General features: G+C 72.9%; 14 protein-coding genes. 6 read left to right on the top strand and 8 right to left on the bottom strand.

All coding sequences use genetic code 11. The features are described from left to right. The first annotated feature begins 77 nt into the window (after positions 1–77). Positions 78–1,211 carry a PLP-dependent cysteine synthase family protein gene (locus ACWEFL_RS24185; RefSeq protein WP_451716237.1) on the top strand — a complete coding sequence of 378 codons (1,134 nt, stop codon included), beginning with the start codon at positions 78–80 and terminating at the stop codon, positions 1,209–1,211. Between the two features lie 125 nt (positions 1,212–1,336). On the opposite strand, the gene ACWEFL_RS24180 is transcribed toward ACWEFL_RS24185, so the two are convergent. The 3 genes from ACWEFL_RS24180 to ACWEFL_RS24170 form a co-directional block, all read right to left on the bottom strand. Next, positions 1,337–1,822: an SRPBCC family protein gene (locus ACWEFL_RS24180; RefSeq protein WP_451716235.1), complete on the bottom strand. Its 486-nt coding sequence runs from the start codon at positions 1,820–1,822 to the stop codon at positions 1,337–1,339. A 159-nt stretch (positions 1,823–1,981) separates the two neighbouring features. Continuing rightward, complete coding sequence (locus ACWEFL_RS24175; protein WP_451716233.1) at positions 1,982–2,494, bottom strand: SRPBCC family protein; 513 nt, start codon at positions 2,492–2,494, stop codon at positions 1,982–1,984. Positions 2,495–2,530: 36 nt separating this feature from the next. Then, positions 2,531–3,373 (bottom strand): DeoR/GlpR family DNA-binding transcription regulator, encoded by an 843-nt coding sequence (locus ACWEFL_RS24170; protein ID WP_451716311.1) that lies wholly within the window; start codon positions 3,371–3,373, stop codon positions 2,531–2,533. A gap of 247 nt (positions 3,374–3,620) precedes the next feature. On the opposite strand from ACWEFL_RS24170, the gene ACWEFL_RS24165 reads away from it, so the two are divergent. After that, positions 3,621–6,239, top strand: coding sequence for a hypothetical protein (locus ACWEFL_RS24165; protein ID WP_451716231.1), 2,619 nt, complete (start codon positions 3,621–3,623; stop codon positions 6,237–6,239). Here the strand turns inward: ACWEFL_RS24165 and ACWEFL_RS24160 are convergent. From ACWEFL_RS24160 to ACWEFL_RS24150, 3 genes are all read right to left on the bottom strand, one after another. Further along, positions 6,209–8,623, bottom strand: a complete 2,415-nt coding sequence (locus ACWEFL_RS24160; protein ID WP_451716228.1) for a right-handed parallel beta-helix repeat-containing protein — start codon at positions 8,621–8,623, stop codon at positions 6,209–6,211. The genes ACWEFL_RS24165 and ACWEFL_RS24160 overlap by 31 nt on opposite strands. A gap of 264 nt (positions 8,624–8,887) precedes the next feature. After that, positions 8,888–9,496 carry an Rv1733c family protein gene (locus tag ACWEFL_RS24155; RefSeq protein ID WP_451716225.1) on the bottom strand — a complete coding sequence of 203 codons (609 nt, stop codon included), beginning with the start codon at positions 9,494–9,496 and terminating at the stop codon, positions 8,888–8,890. Between the two features lie 277 nt (positions 9,497–9,773). After that, on the bottom strand, positions 9,774–10,235 hold the full coding sequence (locus ACWEFL_RS24150; RefSeq protein ID WP_451716223.1) for a DUF6643 family protein: 462 nt from the start codon (positions 10,233–10,235) through the stop codon (positions 9,774–9,776). Between the two features lie 252 nt (positions 10,236–10,487). Here ACWEFL_RS24150 and ACWEFL_RS24145 point away from each other — a divergent pair, with 252 nt between their 5' ends. Then, positions 10,488–11,774 (top strand): TerD family protein, encoded by a 1,287-nt coding sequence (locus ACWEFL_RS24145; RefSeq protein ID WP_451716220.1) that lies wholly within the window; start codon positions 10,488–10,490, stop codon positions 11,772–11,774. Positions 11,775–11,862: 88 nt separating this feature from the next. On the opposite strand, the gene ACWEFL_RS24140 is transcribed toward ACWEFL_RS24145, so the two are convergent. Beyond that, positions 11,863–13,035 carry a glycosyltransferase gene (locus ACWEFL_RS24140; RefSeq protein ID WP_451716217.1) on the bottom strand — a complete coding sequence of 391 codons (1,173 nt, stop codon included), beginning with the start codon at positions 13,033–13,035 and terminating at the stop codon, positions 11,863–11,865. Between ACWEFL_RS24140 and ACWEFL_RS24135 the strand changes: the two genes are divergently transcribed. Both ACWEFL_RS24135 and ACWEFL_RS24130 read left to right on the top strand, forming a co-directional pair. Then, positions 13,034–13,873 carry a glutamate racemase gene (locus ACWEFL_RS24135; protein WP_451716215.1) on the top strand — a complete coding sequence of 280 codons (840 nt, stop codon included), beginning with the start codon at positions 13,034–13,036 and terminating at the stop codon, positions 13,871–13,873. The genes ACWEFL_RS24140 and ACWEFL_RS24135 overlap by 2 nt on opposite strands. 108 nt (positions 13,874–13,981) lie before the next feature. Then, a complete protein-coding gene (locus tag ACWEFL_RS24130; RefSeq protein WP_451716212.1) occupies positions 13,982–14,545 on the top strand; it encodes a hypothetical protein in 564 nt (187 codons plus the stop codon). A 12-nt stretch (positions 14,546–14,557) separates the two neighbouring features. On the opposite strand, the gene ACWEFL_RS24125 is transcribed toward ACWEFL_RS24130, so the two are convergent. Further along, complete coding sequence (locus ACWEFL_RS24125) at positions 14,558–15,649, bottom strand: O-antigen ligase family protein (RefSeq protein ID WP_451716211.1); 1,092 nt, start codon at positions 15,647–15,649, stop codon at positions 14,558–14,560. A 286-nt stretch (positions 15,650–15,935) separates the two neighbouring features. Between ACWEFL_RS24125 and lnt the strand changes: the two genes are divergently transcribed. Then, entirely contained in the window at positions 15,936–17,564 is a 1,629-nt protein-coding gene (gene lnt / locus ACWEFL_RS24120) for an apolipoprotein N-acyltransferase (protein WP_451716209.1), read from the top strand. Positions 17,565–17,574: the final 10 nt, after the last annotated feature.

Raw genomic sequence — 17,574 nt, 5'->3', positions numbered from 1 at the left:
AGTCATTGTTCTCGCAGGTGAGGGTCTTACTGTGACAGAAGGGAAGTGGCACTGAGTACGGCACAGGGACGGCTTGAATGAGTACCGATGAGAACCATGTGGCGGGTGGGGCGACGGGGGCGGCCGATGTCGACCGTAGCGATCCGGACTACAGGGCGTGGCTGAAGGAAGCCGTCCGCAAGGTCCAGGCGGACGCCAACCGCTCGGCCGACACCCATCTGCTGAGATTCCCGCTGCCCGACGCCTGGGGCATCGACCTCTACCTCAAGGACGAGTCCACCCATCCGACCGGCAGCCTCAAGCACCGGCTGGCCCGTTCGCTCTTCCTCTACGGACTCTGCAACGGCTGGATCCGCCCTGGCAGACCGGTCATCGAGGCGTCCAGCGGCTCGACCGCCGTCTCCGAGGCGTACTTCGCCAAGCTGATCGGCGTCCCCTTCGTCGCCGTGATGCCGCGCACCACCAGCGCGGAGAAGATCCGGCTGATCGAATTCCACGGGGGACAGTGCCATTTCGTGGACGATTCCCGTCGGATGTACGAGGAGTCCGCGGCGCTCGCGGAGCGCACCGGCGGCCACTACATGGACCAGTTCACCTACGCGGAGCGGGCCACCGACTGGCGCGGCAACAACAACATCGCCGAATCGGTCTATCAGCAGCTGAAGTTGGAGCGCTATCCCGAGCCGGCGTGGATCGTCGCCACGGCGGGCACCGGCGGCACCTCCGCGACGATCGCCCGCTATGTGCACTACATGCAGTACGACACCCGGATCTGTGTGCCCGACCCGGAGAACTCCTGTTTCTTCGACGGCTGGACGCGGGGCGACCCGGAGGCGACCAGCGACCGCGGCTCCCGGATCGAGGGCATCGGACGCCCCAGGATGGAGCCGAGCTTCGTGCCCGGCGCGATCGACCGGATGATGAAGGTACCCGACGCCGCGAGCATCGCGGCCGTACGGGCGCTGGACACCGCCATCGGACGCAAGGCGGGCGGCTCCACCGGCACCGGGCTGTGGAGCGCGTTGAAGATCGTCGGGGAGATGCTGGCGGCCGGGCAGCGGGGGAGCGTGGTGACCCTGCTCTGCGATCCCGGCGACCGCTATCTCGACAAGTACTACTCCGACACCTGGCTGGCCGGTCAGCGACTGGACATCGAGCCCTACGCGAGCGCGATCGAGCGGTTCCTTACGACCGGGATCTGGCCCGACTGACCCGCTCCGGACGACCCGCTCCGGACCACCCGATCCTGCTGGACCGTCCGACCCCGCCGGACCGTCCGAGCGGTTGGGAGAGTCCGAACCGTCCGGAACGGCCGTGCCGCCGTTCCGGACGACGGTCACTGCGCGGCGGAGGCGGCGAGCCTGCGGTCGAGATTGCGCACCGCGCTCCGGAAGGACACGCCGAGTCCCGGCCCGCTCAGCCGTATCAGCGCTCGGGCCACGGACGATCCGTCGGCGGCGAACGTCCACCGCAGGCGGCTGCCGCCGCCGGCCGTCGGGGTGATCCGCCACTCCTCCAGCAGCGCCCGCAGACCGGGCACATTGGTGGTGTCGACGCGGTACGCGTACCGCTCACCGGGGTCGGTCGCCAGGATCGTCTCCGAGAAGAACGCGCCGATCCTGAGCTTGACGTCCCGTCCCGTGCCGCCGTGCGTCGGGATGGCCATCGAAATGGCGTCGAACCACGAAGCCCAGCCCGGTACATCCTCCGCGAGCGCCTGGTAGACCGCATGGGGCGAGGCCGAGAGCCCGGCCTCGAACACCAGCCGGATCGGCGCGGATGGGATGAAGTCCAGCTCCACAAGGCGAAGTCGGCGAGCCATGAACCGTACCTCCGAGGCAGGCGACAGGGCACGCACACCATAACTCCCGCTGTACCGGCCCTCGTTGGCGGGCTCCAGGGTCGGCGGGATCCCTGTGCCGAGACGGGCCGGCGCGGTCGTCTGCACCTTCCCGGCCCAAATCTCAGCCAGGCCCGTGGCTCAGCCCGGCCCGGGTCCGCCGGATCGCAGGAGACCGTCCAGCGCACGGCCGAACACCAGCTGCCCCACCTTGGCCGTCACCTGGTCGAGGAGACGGGGCAGTCCGCGGAAGCGCAGCTCCTCCGTCCAGACCACGAGCGAGCCGCCTTCCTGTGGGACCACCTCGATCTCGGCCCAGCCCAGCACCACGCGACCACGCTTCTCCAGCCGGCAGCGGCCCTCGTTCTCGGCGCCGCGACGATCCCCGCCCGGACGATCCCCGCCCGGACGGTCCTTGCCGGAACGATCCCCATCCGGAGGCTCCCAGCGGACGATCTCCATCGGATCGTCGAAACCCAGGCGGCCGACCGCCGAGCGCACCACGAAGACCGTGCCCTCACGGGCCGGCCCCGGTGTGAGAGAGGCGAGTGAGGTGAACGGCACCTGCGCCGCGTGCGCGTGCCAGTCGGTGACTTGCCGCCAGACCTCGTCGGCGGGCAGCGTCACCGCGCGCGTCAACCGGAAGACGGTCATGGCCTCGGGCCTCGGGTCCGTGCGGACGTCCGGCCGTCAGCCGGCGGGATCCGGCTCACCCGCCACCACCAGACCGCCCGGCAGATGCTCCTCGATCTCCTCACGGGCGGCGGCGGGCAGACCGGCGTCCGTCACCAGCGCGTCCACCTCCGCCAGCCGTGCGAACGAACTCAGCCCCACCGTGCCCCACTTGGTGTGGTCGGCCACCACGACCACTCGTCTCGCCGAGCGGACGAAGTGACGGTTGGTCTCCGCCTCCGCCAGGTTCGGCGTCGACAGACCGGCCTTCACCGAGATGCCGTGCACCCCGATGAAGAGCACATCGAAGTGGAGCGAACGGATCGCCGTGTCCGCCACGGGCCCCACCAGCGTGTCGGACACCGTGCGCACCCCGCCCGTCAGCACCACCGTCGCCCCGGCCGGCCTCGACGCGGGAGTACTGCCGTCGGCCGCCCGCCGGGCGTTGTGCAGCACGTCGGCGACCCGCACCGAGTTGGTGACCACCGCCAGATCCGCGACCTCCGTCAACTGCTGGGCCAGCGCGTACGCCGTCGTGCCACCGGCCAGCGCGATCGCGGTCCCCGGTGCGACCATCGAGGCGGCGGTCCGCGCGATGTCCTCCTTGGCCCGCAGCTCCAGACCCGACTTCGCCTCGAACCCCGGCTCGTGCGCGCTCGCCTCGACGACCGGGACCGCGCCGCCGTGCACCTTCTCGACGACGCCCTGACGGGCCAGCGCGTCCAGATCCCGGCGCACGGTCATGTCGGAGACACTGAGCCTGCGGGTGAGCTCATTGACCCGCACTCCGCCGCGCCTGCGCACCTCGTCGAGGATGAGTGCACGCCGCTGCTCCGCGAGGAGGTTCTGGTTGTCGCTCACCGCCGGGGCCAGTCCTTCCGTCTCGTCGTACGCCGCCTGAGTCCGAGGCTGCACATCCTCCCACGGCACCTTCCGCCGACCTCGGGGAGATTCGGTGAGAGTGGGGCCGCGAACCGCCTGATCCCCGTATCCGGGGGTACGGACGCCGCACGGTCCCTCAACGGCGACCGGCCCCGCGCGCGGAGCCTCCCGCCGGGCGGTCCCGGAGAGTTCTCCCAGGTGTTCCCCCAGAGAGCGAGTCACCGAAGTGCCCGCGAAGATCCCGGCCCCACGCGGTGGAGGGCCCGCGCTCGAACTGCTGGTCCACGGCGTCGGCGGCGTCACTCCCGAGGCCGTGCTGGGCGATCCCCGTACGGTACGGATCTGCGGCGACGACAAGGCGGCCGTCTACCGGCGGGCTGAGGACGAGTACGCCGAGGGCGAGCACGCCGGCGACGAACGCGTCGAGGACGAGCGCTCCGACGACCGGGCCGGGGGCGCGGACGGCGGCGGACGGAGCGCGGAACCCGCGGCCGCCCGCACGGACCGGCCGATCCCCGAGGCGTACTGCTGGTCCAACCTCACCTCCGGCAACAGCGCACGCGCCCTGTGGCTGTTGCTCCTCCCCTTCATGGTCGTCAACCTCGCGCACTGGATGCGCCCGTGCGCCACGAACCGCGCCCGGACGACCCGGCTGTACGGCGCGCTGGTACGGCTGATCGCGCTGAGCCTCACCGTACTGATGACGGCCGCCGCCTGCGAGGTCGCGCTCGATCTGCTCGCCTGGCAGTGCGCCGGGGTGCGGGCGTGCTCCGACGGCAGGTCCTGGCTCGGCTTCCTCTCCGGGGCCCGTGGCGGCTGGTGGTCACAGCCCGGCCGACGACTCGCCCTCGCCTCCACCGTGCCGGCCGCGCTGGTGACACTGCTGTGGTACCTCTCCCACCGCACCTGGAGCGCGTACGAGTCCCAACGGCCGCCCACGGGCGAAGGTGTGACCGAAGCCGAGGCGTCCCCACGACCGGAGAGCGCGGACGGGAGGAACGGGAACGCCGACGGTACGGAAGCCGAGCGGCCCGGCAGCGAACGGGACACGGAGGCCCGGACCGCGGCGGCGGGACCGCCACGTCCCCGTGCCGGGGAGACCCGGCCGCTCGTACGGCCCGCCCTGGGCCGCCTCGGATTCTGGTACGGGAGACGGCACGTCGCCCGGCTGCGCGCCGCCCACACCGCCGCCGGATTCCTCACCGTCTCCGCCGCCGTCGCCGGGGCCGCCGCCCGCCACGACCGGAGCGGCGGGAGCACCCCACTGATGATCTGCGGCCTGCTGCTGGAAGGGATGCTCGCGCTGGGCATGGTCGCCGTGGTGCTGATCGTCTTCCGCCGGGGCCGCAGCGAACGGCGGTTCGACGACCGTGCCGACCGCGCCGCCGTCCGGGTCCTGCCCGCCTGGTCGCTCGCACTGTTCGCGCTGTCGCTGCTGTACGCCTCCTGGTCCCGGCCCCTGTGGCACTCCCGCGGCACGCTTCCGGGCGAGGCGACCTTCCGGGTCGTCGCCCTCGCGCAGGGCGCGCTGGTGGTCGCCCTCGCCGTCGCCGCACTCCTGCTGCACCGGCACGCGCGCCACCCCCGCACCGTCCTCGCCGGACTGGGCGGGCCCGCGGTGGCCCTGCTCGCCTGCGCGCTCGGCGGGGTGATGACCGGCGGCATCGCCCAGCGGGTCGCCGACTGGCTCGACGGGCCAGGCACCCCCGGCATGGACGGCGACGGGTCGATCCCCGGACCTCCCGTGCTGCTGAGCTGGCAGGCGTCCGTCATCCCGGTGCTGCTGCTCCTGCTGATCGTCCCGGCCGCCGTGCTCGCCGTACGGACCTGGCTGACGGCCCGTCGGCTCGCCGCCACCGTGGAGAAGGAGTACGCCGGCAGAGAGCCGGAGGCCGGGGAGTGGCGGCCCGACCCGGCCCGTACCCGGCAGATCGCCTCGGCCAGGGCTCGGGCGTCGGTCACCGACCGGGCCGCCCGCATCGTCGGCTTCGTCGCGGGCTCCACCCTCTTCCTCGGCGCGGGCGCCGTGACCGGAGCCTGGGTGAGCGAGGAGGTGCCCGGCCGGGCGTTCGGCGACGGAGGCGGACTCGCGGAAGCCGTGGCCGAGACGGCGCAATCCCTCGGTTCCTGGCTGATCGGCTTCGGTTTCATACTGTTCGTCACCTGGGGCCGTCGCGCCTATCGCGACGCCTCCGCCCGGCGCACCGTCGGCATCCTCTGGGACGTCGGCACGTTCTGGCCGCGCGCCGCGCACCCCTTCGCGCCGCCGTGTTACGCGGAGCGGGCCGTCCCCGATCTGATCTGGCGCATCCGCGCCTGGACGGCGCGGTCGGAGCGCGCCGGCGGACGGCTCGTCATCTCCGGCCACTCCCAGGGAAGTGTGCTCGCGGCGTCCGCCGTCTGGCAGCTGCCCGCCGACACCCGCCGCCGGGTCGCGCTGCTGACCTACGGATCGCCTCTGGAGCGGCTGTACGGCCGCTGGTTCCCCGCCTACTTCGGCCCCACCGCCCTGCGCGGCCTCCGCGACGGGGTGCGGGGCTGGAGCAATCTGTGGCGCCACACCGACCCGATCGGCGGGCCCGTCCGCGTCCCCGGCGGGGACCGTGCGGCACCCGACCGGGAGGTCCTCATGGACCCGGTGGCGTACGGCCGTTCCCTGCGGAACCCGCTGCCCGAGCCGATCCTCGGGCACTCCCACTACCAGGCAGATCCGGCGTTCGCCGCGGCCCGCGCCGAGCTGCTCGGGCTTTCGCCGGCCGTACCCGGCCGACCGGGACCGTCGGTGTCAGGGCCGCCGGGGGACGCCCGGCAGACTCACGGCAGTCCGGGCAGATCCTCGGGATAGAGCAGGGTCAGGGCGTCGGTGTCCATCTCGGCCAGCTCCGCGACCCGGCCCGCGTGCCGCTCCACCATCGACTCGAAGGTCTGGCGCGCGGTCCGTCCGTTGCCGAACGCGGGCCCCTTCGGCAGCTCGGTGAAGTACTTCAGCAGCGCGTCGCCCGTGCCGTCCGCGAGCCGGTACTCGTGCTCATCGGCCTGCTGTTCCACGATCCGCAGCAGTTCGCCGGCCTCGTAGTCCTGGAAGGTGATGGTCCGGGAGAAACGGGAGGCCACGCCGGGGTTGACCGTGAGGAAACGCTCCATCTCCGCCGTGTAGCCGGCGACGATCACCACCACCGAGTCCCGGTGGTCCTCCATCAGCTTCACCAGTGTGTCGATGGCCTCCTTGCCGAAGTCCCGTCCGGAGTCCTCGGGGGAGAGGGCGTACGCCTCGTCGATGAACAGCACCCCGCCGCGCGCCCGGTCGAACGCCTCCTGAGTGCGGATCGCGGTGGAGCCGATGTGCTCGCCGACCAGGTCCACCCGCGAGACCTCGATCAGATGCCCGCGCTCCAGCACCCCGAGGGACGCCAGGATCTCCCCGTACAGGCGGGCCACGGTCGTCTTGCCGGTGCCGGGGGAGCCGGTGAAGACCAGATGGCGGCGGACCGAGGCGGCCTTCAGTCCCGCCTCCTGACGGCGCCGGCCCACCTCGATCATGTTCGTGAGCGAGCGGACCTCGCGCTTGACGCTCTCCAGGCCCACCAGCGTGTCCAGTTCACCGAGGACGGCGTCCGAACCGCGCGACGGATCGGCCGGCCCGGACGCGGCGGCCGACGTCACGGTCGGGGCAGGGGCCGCCGCCGGACCGGGAGACTGGGCGGCGGTCAGCACCGCCGTCGCCGGGGCCGCGGATATCGCCCCGGCCGCCGTCCGTACGCCGGACTCATCGCTGGTGCAGTCCTCGACCAGCAGCAGACCGGGCTCGGCGAACTCGTAACCGCCCCGTGCGCTCCGCTCGGTGCGGCAGCGGTTCAGCGTCGTACGGCAGCCCTCCATCACATGGAAGCCGTAGCCCCCGCTGCCCGTGACGCGGCAGCCGCGGAACGTGCCGCGGCCCTCCGCCGACACATAGAAACCCGCCTCGGCGGGCGAGGTGACCGTACACCGCTCGATCACCGGGTCCGCGCCCTTGGTGACGATCACCCCGGTCTGGGCCGCGTCGATGGTGCAGCCGTTGAGCGTGCCGCCGCTGCCGTGGTCACGGAACCAGGCGCCCGTGGACGCCTCCCTGATCCGGCAGTCGTCGAGCTGCGCCGTGGCACCGTCGCTCACCGACACCGCCGTATTGCGGATCTGCGACAGATCGCTGTCGACGACGTCGACACGCGAGCCCCGGTCCAGCACGAACAGGGCGTCCGGCACGTCGTGGACGCGGCACGAGTCCAGTACGGCGGTGGCGCCGTCACTGATCCACACGGCCGGATAGTCGCCCGTACTGTCCTGTATCTCGCACTGGTTGGCGTCCACGCGGGTCCCCGGGTCCCACACCGACAGTCCGTTCCGCCCGAAGCGGCGGACCGTGGACCGGGTGAGGGTGAGCACCGAGCGCGAACGCAGATCGATCGCGTTCTCCGGGATGTCGTGGACATCGCAGTCGGAGAGGGTGAGGACGGCGTCGGTGTCGAGAGTGACGCCGTCGGCCGCCGTGCGGTGCACGCTGGAGTCGGTGAGATGCGCGGAGGCGCGGGAGGCGATCTGCACGCCCGCTCCCTTGATCTCGTACACCTCGCAGCCGATGGCCTCCAGACCACTGCCCTCGCCGGTGACGGTCAGGCCCGCGCCCGAGGCGTGGTGCACCCGGCAGCGCTCCAGCCGGGGATGACCGCCTCCGCGCACCGAGACACCGGCCTGGCCCGCCGAGACCACCTCGCACTCCTCGAACACTCCGCCCGCGCCGTCCAGTACGGCGATGCCGACGCCGGCGGGATTGTCGACGGTGACCCGCCGCACGGTGGGACGGGCCGCGCCCCGCACCTCGATGCCGGCCGCCGAGCGGGTGGAGATCCGCAGATCGGCCAGCTCGGGCGTGCCGTCCTCCACCAGCAGCGCGGGAGCCATCGCGTCCTGCCCCTCCACATGGAGGTCCTGGACGGTGGCCGAGGCCCGCACGGTCAGCGGGACGCCGTCGGCGGGGGCGATGCGCACCGAGCCGGCCGAGCCCTCGGGGCCGCGGAGGGTGACCGCCCGCTGCACCACCAGATTCTCGCGGTAGGTCCCCGGCGCGACGGTGAGGACGTCGCCGTCCGAGGCGGCCTCCAGCGCCGCCGAGAGCGAGGCGTACTCGCCTGTGCGCCGCCGCCACCGAGAAGTGCCGGTGTGGGTCACCTGGACTGTGCCCTGTGCCATCGTGCTGCTCTGCCCTCGCCTCGGGAACCGCTCCGCCGCGCCTCCGGACAGGGGCGCGCCTGGTGACCTTCATCTCCGGTCGGCGCCCGGACCGGTGGTGCCGCGTCCGTGCGCCCCCGCCCTGGGCCGGCCGGCCGACCGGCGGACGCCGTCGCGCCGTCGCCGCCCGTGGGGCCGCGCTCCGGGGTGAAGGTCCCCGACCCCGCGAGTGGGGGTCGCCCCACCGTAGCGTGCGCGAGGCCCGGCAGTTGACGAATCACGAGGTCAGCTGCCCGCGCCCGCGCGCCCCCAGTCCGGGCCGACCGTGGCCCAGGCCCGGTCCAGCCGCTCGTGTCTGCGGCGGACCAGTCGCCAGAGCACCAGCCTTCTCACGGATTCGACCAGGACCGCCGACGCCAACGCCGCGCCCACGCCCGCGAGTACGGTGTTCACCCGGACGGCCGTCGCGTTCATGGGGCGGCCGACGACCCGGCCCTGCCGGTCAGTCCACACACCGAAGCTGTCGCCGACGCGCGGCTCCCGCAACCGGGAGGCGAGCCTGCCGGTGCGCTTGCCGCCGTCCGCCGCCGTCCACTCGGCGATCACCAGCGGGTGCTTCCCGGTGACGGCCGACGTGTCGGGAAGGTACGCCCCCGCCGGGGCCGCCGGGGCGGGTCCGAGCACGGTGGCGGTGACCTGCTGCCGCTGCTGGCGCTGTGCGCGCGCCTGCCGTTCGAGGGACTCGTCCGCGGCGGCGCCGGTGATCCAGCCGATGAGCGGGGCGGCGGTGACGAGAAGCAGCGCGGCGACGAGCGTCATCCATGCTTCGGCGCGATCCGTCGCCCGGCGCAGCGGATTACGGCGCCAGCGCCAGACTCCTGCGGCTGCTCGCACGACTGCACCCCCTTCCGAGTCCGTGATAGCCCGGCACGGCGCGGTGCACGCGCGAGTCCGGCGGAGAGAGAGGCAGATCACCTCTGCTCCCCGACACCTGCTCGTACACCCAACGAGCCCGGCGCGGCTCGGAGTTCCCACAGACCTCGTCGGGTGTGAACTCCGTGAACCGTGCGGGCCGCTGGGACGGAAGACGGAAAGGGGGGTGGTGCGGGGCGGGCCCGGTCCGGAGCCCGGTGCGTCCGCGGGCTCCGGCGGCCGACGGGCCGGTGACCGGTCAGTAACCCTGGCCCGGATGGGGGCGGTTGTACTGGGCGTTGTACGCCCCCGGGCCCTGGGCGGGCGGAGGCGCGGGGCGGGCGGCCGCCGGGCGCATCGCCTCGTAGCCGGTGGCCGCGGGCCGCTGGGGCTGCCCCTGGGGACCCGGATAGCCGCGCGGCCCGGACGGCTGCTGCGGGATGTACGGGGCCGCCGCCTGCTGGAGCGGCATGGGTTGCGGCATCTGCTGCTGATAGCCGTACGCGTTGGCCTGCTGGTGAGGCGCCGCCGGGAGGGCGGGCAGGGCCGCGGGAAGCGCCGGCAGATAGCTGTTGCCGGTGTCGTACGCGGAGGGCACTCGGATCGGAGCGATCTGAGGCGTGCCCCGCTCTGCGACCAGGGAGTCGTAGATCGGGGTGTCGGCGAACGACGGGGCGGAGTAGTAGCCGCTGCCGCCGTAGGTGACGCGGGGGGAGGTCATGGCTCATAAGTTAAGCCCTGAGTTGTCGGTTGGGGAGTCCGACAAGAGGGTTCTTTCGGGAGACGGGCGGGTCCACGGATCCCCAATGTGAGCGAATCTGGGAAAATCGGTCGCTCGAAGGCGCAAGAGTCGTGTAAAGGGCGAGTTGAGGGTGGGTTACCCGCGGGTCGGCACGGGCGCGCGCAGGGCCGTAAGGATTAGGTTGGCGCTCAGCGAATTGTCCGGACACTCCGAAACATTCTGGGGGCGAGCATGTCCATGCTCAAGGGAGCCAATACTCCGGTGGCGGCACAGCAGGTCAGCGTCGAGTTGGGCTGGCGCGCCGGCCCGTCCACGCCGGACGTCGACGCCTCGGCGCTGCTGCTCGACTCCGGCTCCGGCAAAGTCCGTTCCGACGAGGACTTCATCTTCTACAACCAGCCGTCCCACGCCTCCGGAGCCGTACGCCACGAGGGGAAGCGGAACGCGGCCGACGGCATGGCGGACGTGATCGGCGTCGACCTCGCGCGCGTGGAGCCCTCGATCGAGCGGATCGTCCTGGTCGCCTCCGCCGACGGCGGTGCCTTCGGACAGGTGCCGGGCCTCTACATCAAGGTGGCCGACGCCTCGACCGGAGCCGAGATCGCACGGTACGAGCCCCAGGACGCGTCCGTCGAGACGGCCTTCGTCCTCGGAGAGCTGTACCGGCGTCAGGGCGCGTGGAAGTTCCGCGCGGTGGGCCAGGGCTACAGCACCAGACTGGAGGGCCTGGCCACGGACTTCGGCATCACGGTCGACGAACCGCAGCAGGCGGCCGCGCCTCCGGCCGCCCCGGTCGCGGCCGTGCCTCCACCCGCGCCGGTCGCCGCCGCGCCCGCCGCCCCGTCACCCCCGCCGCCCGCTCCCGCTGCGCCCACCGCGCCCGTACGGCTGACCAAGGTCACGCTGACGAAGGAGGCCCCCACCGTCTCGCTCACCAAGCAGGGCGGAACCTCCGGGGCGATGCGCGTCAACCTCAGCTGGCAGGTCCGCAAGCAGTTCAAGGGCTGGGGCGCGAAACTCGGACGGGCCGTCGCCATGCACGGCGACCTCGACCTCGACCTGTGCGCGCTCTACGAACTCACCGACGGCCGCAAGGGAGTCGTCCAGGCGCTCGGCAACGCCTTCGGAGCGCTCCACCAGCCCCCGTTCATCCATCTCGACGGCGACGACCGCACCGGAGGGACCTCCGGCGAGAACCTCACCATCAACCTCGACCACCGCCAGCACCTCCGCCGCGTCGTCATCTTCGTCACCATCTACGAAGGCGCGCGCAGCTTCGCCGACCTCGACGCCACGGTCACCCTCCAGCCGCAGCACGGAGCCCCCATCGAGTTCACCCTCGGCGAGTGCACCGTCCCCTCGACCGTCTGCGCCCTCGCACTGATCACCAACACCGGCTCGGACCTCGTCGTCCAGCGCGAGGCCCGCTTCCTGGTCCCGGAGCGCGGAGTGAGCCCGCAGCGCACCATCGACCACACCTACGGCTGGGGCATGAACTGGACCCCCGGCCGCAAGTGACGCGCTCCGCGGCCGGGACCTTACGCGGCGCGCGTCGAGCCCGGCGGCGGGTGGACCCGGCCGCGGATGAGACCGCGCCGGTCCTCGGTCAGTTCTCCGGCGCGGCCTCGGGACGGGCGTAGGTACGCCCCTTCCAGGCCGCGCCGCGACCGCGGTAGTGCTGGACCGCGGAGTCGACGGTCATCAGCAGATACAGCAGGGCCGTGAACGGCAGCACGAGAGCGAACAGCGGCGACTGCCCGTAGTAGCGCAGCATCGGCAGATACGTCGCCGCCATGACCGCCCCCGCCACACCGCCCGCCCACGCCGCGACCGCGTCGCCCCCGACGATCCCGGCGGCCAGCGCGACCGACGGCGCGAGATACACCAGCGCGAGGCCCGCCACCGTGCCCGCCAGCAGCAAGGGGCTGTACCGGAGCTGGGCGTACGCGCTGCGCGACACCATCCGCCACAGATCCGCCAGCCGCGGATAGGGCCGTACGCTCTCCACCCGCTCGGCCAGCCCGAGCCAGATACGGCCACCCGACCGCTGCACCGCGCGCCCCAGCGACACGTCGTCGATCACCGCCTGCCGGATCGACTCCGGGATCCGCGCCCGCTCGGCCGCCTCCGCGCTGAGCAGCGCACAGCCGCCCGCGGCCGCCGCCGTCCGGGCCCCCGGCCGGTTGACCCGGCGGAACGGATAGAGCTGACAGAAGAAGTAGACGAACGCGGGCACCAGCAGCCGCTCCCAGCCGCCGGCGATCCGCAGCCGTGCCATCTGCGACACCAGATCCAGGTCATGGGCGTGGGCGGCGGCCACCAGCGTGCGCAGACTGTCCGGTGCGTGGGCGATATCGGCGTCGGTGAGCAGCAGATACCCCGGCTCGCTCGTCCGGGCCAGCGCGATGCCGTGCCGAAGCGCCCACAGCTTCCCGGTCCAGCCCGGCTCCGGTTCGCCCGGACGGACCACGGTCAGCGGCAGCCCGCCGTACCGCTCCGCGAGCGCACGAGCCACCTCCTCCGTTCCGTCCGTGCTGCCGTCGTCGACGAGGACGACCTCCGCCCGTCCCGGATACTCCTGACGGAGCAGCGACGGCAGACTCTCCGGGAGCACCGCCGCCTCGTCCCGCGCGGGCACCACGATCGCGACATCCGGCCACACCCCCGGGTCCTCACCACGCGGCAACCGCTGGTCCGTCCGCCAGAACAAGCCCTGCCCGAGTAGCAGCCACCCCCAGACGACCAGCGATCCGACGGCGATCCAGGCGAGGGTGCTCATGCGCCGAAGTCTGCCCCACCACAGCGATCGTGCACGTGCGGTCGACTATGGTGACCGGGTGAAGATCGCGCTCATGGACTCCGGAATCGGCCTCCTCGCGGCGGCCGCCGCGGTACGCAGACTGAGGCCGGACGCGGATCTCGTCCTCTCCTCCGACCCCGACGGAATGCCCTGGGGCCCGCGCACCCCCGACGACGTCACCGAACGCGCGCTCGCCGTCGCCCGTGCCGCCGCCGCCCATGGACCCGACGCCCTGATCGTCGCCTGCAACACCGCGTCGGTGCACTCCCTGCCCGCGCTCCGGGCCGAACTCGAGCCCGCGATTCCGGTCATCGGCACCGTCCCCGCGATCAAACCGGCGTCGGCGGGCGGCCGCCCCTTCGCCATCTGGGCCACCCCCGCCACCACCGGCAGTCCCTACCAGCGCGGCCTCATCAAGGACTTCGCCGGCCGCGCCGCCGTCACCGAGGTGCCCTGCCCCGGACTCGCCGACGGCGTCCAGTTCGCGGACGACCTCCGTATCGAACGGGCGATCGGGGCCGCCGCCGCGCTGACCCCCGCCGACGTCACGGACATCGTCCTCGGCTGTACCCACTACGAACTCGTCGCCGAACGCATCCGCGCCGCCATCGGACGACCCGTCGTCCTACACGGTTCCGCCGACGCCGTCGCCGCCCAGGCACTGCGCCGCGTCGCGGCCCCGGCTCTCGCGGAGGCCGGCCCCGGCGGCGGTCTCACCGTCATCCTCAGCGGCCGGGAGTCGGCGCTCTCCGAACAGGCGATGAGCTACGCCGAAGCCCGGCTGCTCCGGCAGGTGACCTCCCTGCCCCGGACCTGACCGCCCCGGGGCTCGACCGCCGTGTCCCCCCAGGGGGGTCATAGGTGAACACGTGATCCTTCCAGCAGACCCCATGCCGCCGCATCCGATGCTGGGTACCCTGCTGGCATGAGGGACCCTTCCCACGACTCGACGCCCCCCACGCACGCCGAGACAGTCCCCGAGATCTGGACCGGCCGTGCGACCAACCGTGTGCAGTGGCTGCTCGCCATCGCCGGGGCCGCGTGCATCGCGCTCGGCATCGAGCTGGCCGTCGTATCGAACTGGACCGGCGGCATCACCCCGCTGGTGATGTCCGTGGTCGGCTGTGTCACCGCGGGCCTGCTGATGCTCTACGGCACCCTCGCCTTCGTCCATGTCGCGGTGAAGGTGGACGGCGACGCCGTGGAGATCCGCTGCGGCCATATGGGGCTGCCCCGCCGCCGTATCCCGCTCGCCCATGTGGTCGGCGCGGAGTTCGAGCCCAAGGTCAACCCCAGACACTGGGGCGGCTGGGGCTACCGCTGGCGTCCGGGGCGGGGCACAGCCGTCGTCGTGCGCCACGGCGAAGGCATCGTCGTCACCCTGGGTGACGGCAGGACCTTCACGGTGACCGTCGACGACGCGGAGGCGGCGGTACGGGCCATCCGAGACCGGCTCGGTCCGGGAACGGGCACGCCCGCGCGGGTGTGAGCCCCGTCCGGCTCAACGCGAGGGCGCTTCCACGGTCGCCGTAGCCGTCGCCGTAGCCGTGCGACGGCCGGTCTCCCGGACGGTTTCCCCGGCCCCACGCGCCGTGGCCAGACCCGCGAGCAGACCCGCTCCCGTGGTCACCGGGGTGAAACTCAGCGCGTTGCCCAGATTGGCCAGAACCGCAAGCGCGGTGAGGGCCGCGCCGGCGCTCAGCACCACCGCGGTCGACCGGGGCGAGCGCGCCAGGGCGAGCAGCAACCACCCGAACGCAGTAGCGAGCAGGACCACTCCCACCAGGCCCTGGTCGGCCGCCTGCTGGAACAGCGCCGAGTGCGGCTTGCCGTCGGAGCCCGCCGACTGGAGAGCGGTGGTGCTCAGCCTGCCGAAGAGACCGGGCCCGGCCCCGCGTACCGGATCCTCCTTCGCGAGCGCGACCGCGTCCTGCCACAGGGCCACCCGGTGGGGGGTCAGCTGCCCCTCCAGCGACACCGTGAGCCCGTCCGGCAGCGCGTCCTCCGCGACGCCCCACGAGACCGCGGCCGCCACACCGGTCACCAGGGCGAGGCCGGCGAGCGCGACCCTACGCCACGGCATACGGGCCGCGGCCACCGAGCAGAGCAGCACTCCGGCACAGGCGGCGAAGCCCGCGGTGGACCCCACCGCGAGCCCGGCGGCGACGGAGGCGAGGGCGAGCAGCCGCAACGCGAGGCGCAGGGCCGGAGGGCGCGCGGCGGCAGCGGCGCAGCAGGCGGCGCCCGCGCTGAGCACCAGCAGCGCCGCCCCCGCTCCTGTGTGCCCCGGCTGGGCGGGAGCGCCCGTGTTCGCGCCCGGCACCCCGTCGGGTGAGGCCAGCGCGAGGCCGAGCGCGGCGAGCGACAGGGCCGTCGCGGCGGTGACCGGGAGCAAGGTGCCGGAGATCCGGCCGCAGGCGTACCCGGCGACGACGGCGAACACGGCGAGGAGCGCACCCTCGGGTCTGGCCTCGCGGCCGGCCGCGCTGATCAGCGGCCACGCCGCGCACAGACCGAGCACGACGACGCCGGCCATGTCGGTCGCACCGCCACGCTCCCGTACCGCCGCCCGGCCATCCGGTCCAGGCACCATCCCGCCGACCCCCCGACACACAGCTGTCCCCGTCGCCGGTCACGGGCCGGCACCGGCCGACGGCGTGAAGGCTGCACTTACGGTAACGGCAGGGACACGGGTTTGTGGATGGTGTCGGCAGATACGGGTGGGCACGGGGTGCGGTACGTGATGTCCGCCAGGCCGGTTCGCGGGAGTCGGGTGAGGTGGGACAGGTGATGCCCGGCCGGAGGGCCGTCGCACGGGCCGCGGGCCTCCGGACGACGGGCTGGTGAGGGTGATACCCCCCTCCCGTAGACTCCGGCGGGTGAGCGCCACCATCACTCCCGTCGACATCACGCAGCCCGACCCGGCCGGGCGAAGCCCGCTGTGGCGGAGGTTCACCCGGCCGGGGGGCGCGCTGCTGGCCGGGGTGCTGTTGTACGTGAGTTTCCCGCCCCGGCCTCTGTGGTGGCTGGCTCTGCCGGGGTTCGCTCTGCTCGGCTGGGCCTTGTACGGGCGCCGGCTGCGGGCCGGTCTGGGTCTCGGCTATCTCGCGGGTCTCGGGTTTCTGCTGCCGCTGCTGATCTGGACCGGCGAGGACGTGGGGCCGGTGCCGTGGATCGCGCTGGCGGCGGTGGAGGCGCTGTTCATCGCGTTCGCGTGCATGGGGATCGCCGCCGTCACCCGCCTTCCGGTCTGGCCGCTGTGGGGCGCGGCCGTGTGGATCCTCGGAGAGGCGGCGCGGGCGCGGGTGCCGTTCGGCGGCTTCCCCTGGGGGAAGATCGCCTTCGGGCAGGCGGACGGGGTCTTCCTGCCGCTCGCCGCGCTGGGCGGGACCCCGGTACTGGGCTTCGCGGTCGTCCTGTGCGGCTTCGGGCTGTACGAGAGTGTCCGGCGCGTCATGGCGTACCGCCGCTCCGGTGAACTGCCGCGCGGTCCGATGGCCGCCGCGCTGCTCACCGTTCTCGTCCCGGTCACCGTGGCGTTCGCCGCCCGGCCGCTCGTCGACGACTCGGCGGAGGACGGCACCGCGACCGTCGCCGCGGTCCAGGGGAACGTGCCGCGCCTCGGCCTCGACTTCAACTCCCAGCGGCGCGCGGTCCTCGACAACCACGCGCGCCGGACCGAGGAACTGGCGGCGGACGTGAAGGCGGGCAAGGTGCCCGCGCCCGACTTCGTGCTGTGGCCGGAGAACTCCTCGGACATCGACCCGTTCGCCAACGCCGACGCGCGGATCGTCATCGACCGGGCCGTCAAGGCGATCGGCGTGCCGACCGTCGTCGGCGCGGTCATCACCCCGGAGACGGGGAAGCTCCGCAACACCCTGATCGAGTGGGATCCCGAAACGGGCCCCGTCGACACGTACGACAAGCGCCATGTGCAGCCGTTCGGTGAGTACATCCCGATGCGGTCCTTCGTACGGATCTTCAGCTCCGACGTCGACCGGGTGCGGCGCGACTTCGGGCCCGGCGACGAGGTCGGCGTCTTCGATCTCGCGGGCACCCGCGTCGGCCTGGTCACCTGCTACGAGGCCGCCTTCGACGACATGGTCCGTGACACCGTCACCCATGGGGCCCAGCTCATCTCCGTCCCGAGCAACAACGCCACGTTCGGGCGCAGCGAGATGACGTACCAGCAGCTGGCGATGTCACGGCTGCGGGCCGTGGAGCACGGCCGGTCCGTCGTCGTCCCCGTCACCAGCGGGGTCAGCGCGGTGATCATGCCGGACGGGAAGGTGGTCCAGAAGACCCGGATGTTCACCCCGGACGCCCTGGTCGCCGAGGTCCCGCTGCGTTCCTCGCTGACCCCGGCGACCCGACTGGGTGTGTGGCCCGAGGCCGTGCTGGTGCTGATCGCCGCGGGCGGTCTCGGCTGGGCGGTGGCCGGGGCCGTACGGGCCCTCCGCGAACGGCGCGGCGCGGGCGGCGCGGAGGGCGCGGCCGCGGAGGGTTAGGGCGGCGGAC

Source organism: Streptomyces sp. NPDC004838, from assembly GCF_053600955.1.
The sequence above is the reverse complement of the archived record's forward strand: the minus strand, read 5'-3'. Positions and strand labels throughout refer to the sequence as shown.

Bases quoted from the DNA above. Each gene is read 5' to 3' on its own strand.
- ACWEFL_RS24135 (WP_451716215.1), top strand. From the start codon at position 13,034: ATGCGCCGAAGTCTGCCCCACCACAGCGATCGTGCACGTGCGGTCGAC.
- ACWEFL_RS24160 (WP_451716228.1), bottom strand. From the start codon at position 8,623: ATGGCACAGGGCACAGTCCAGGTGACCCACACCGGCACTTCTCGGTGG.
- ACWEFL_RS24185 (WP_451716237.1), top strand. From the start codon at position 78: ATGAGTACCGATGAGAACCATGTGGCGGGTGGGGCGACGGGGGCGGCC.
- ACWEFL_RS24175 (WP_451716233.1), bottom strand. From the start codon at position 2,494: ATGACCGTCTTCCGGTTGACGCGCGCGGTGACGCTGCCCGCCGACGAG.
- ACWEFL_RS24140 (WP_451716217.1), bottom strand. From the start codon at position 13,035: ATGAGCACCCTCGCCTGGATCGCCGTCGGATCGCTGGTCGTCTGGGGG.
- ACWEFL_RS24180 (WP_451716235.1), bottom strand. From the start codon at position 1,822: ATGGCTCGCCGACTTCGCCTTGTGGAGCTGGACTTCATCCCATCCGCG.
- ACWEFL_RS24145 (WP_451716220.1), top strand. From the start codon at position 10,488: ATGTCCATGCTCAAGGGAGCCAATACTCCGGTGGCGGCACAGCAGGTC.
- ACWEFL_RS24130 (WP_451716212.1), top strand. From the start codon at position 13,982: ATGAGGGACCCTTCCCACGACTCGACGCCCCCCACGCACGCCGAGACA.
- ACWEFL_RS24125 (WP_451716211.1), bottom strand. From the start codon at position 15,649: ATGGTGCCTGGACCGGATGGCCGGGCGGCGGTACGGGAGCGTGGCGGT.
- ACWEFL_RS24150 (WP_451716223.1), bottom strand. From the start codon at position 10,235: ATGACCTCCCCCCGCGTCACCTACGGCGGCAGCGGCTACTACTCCGCC.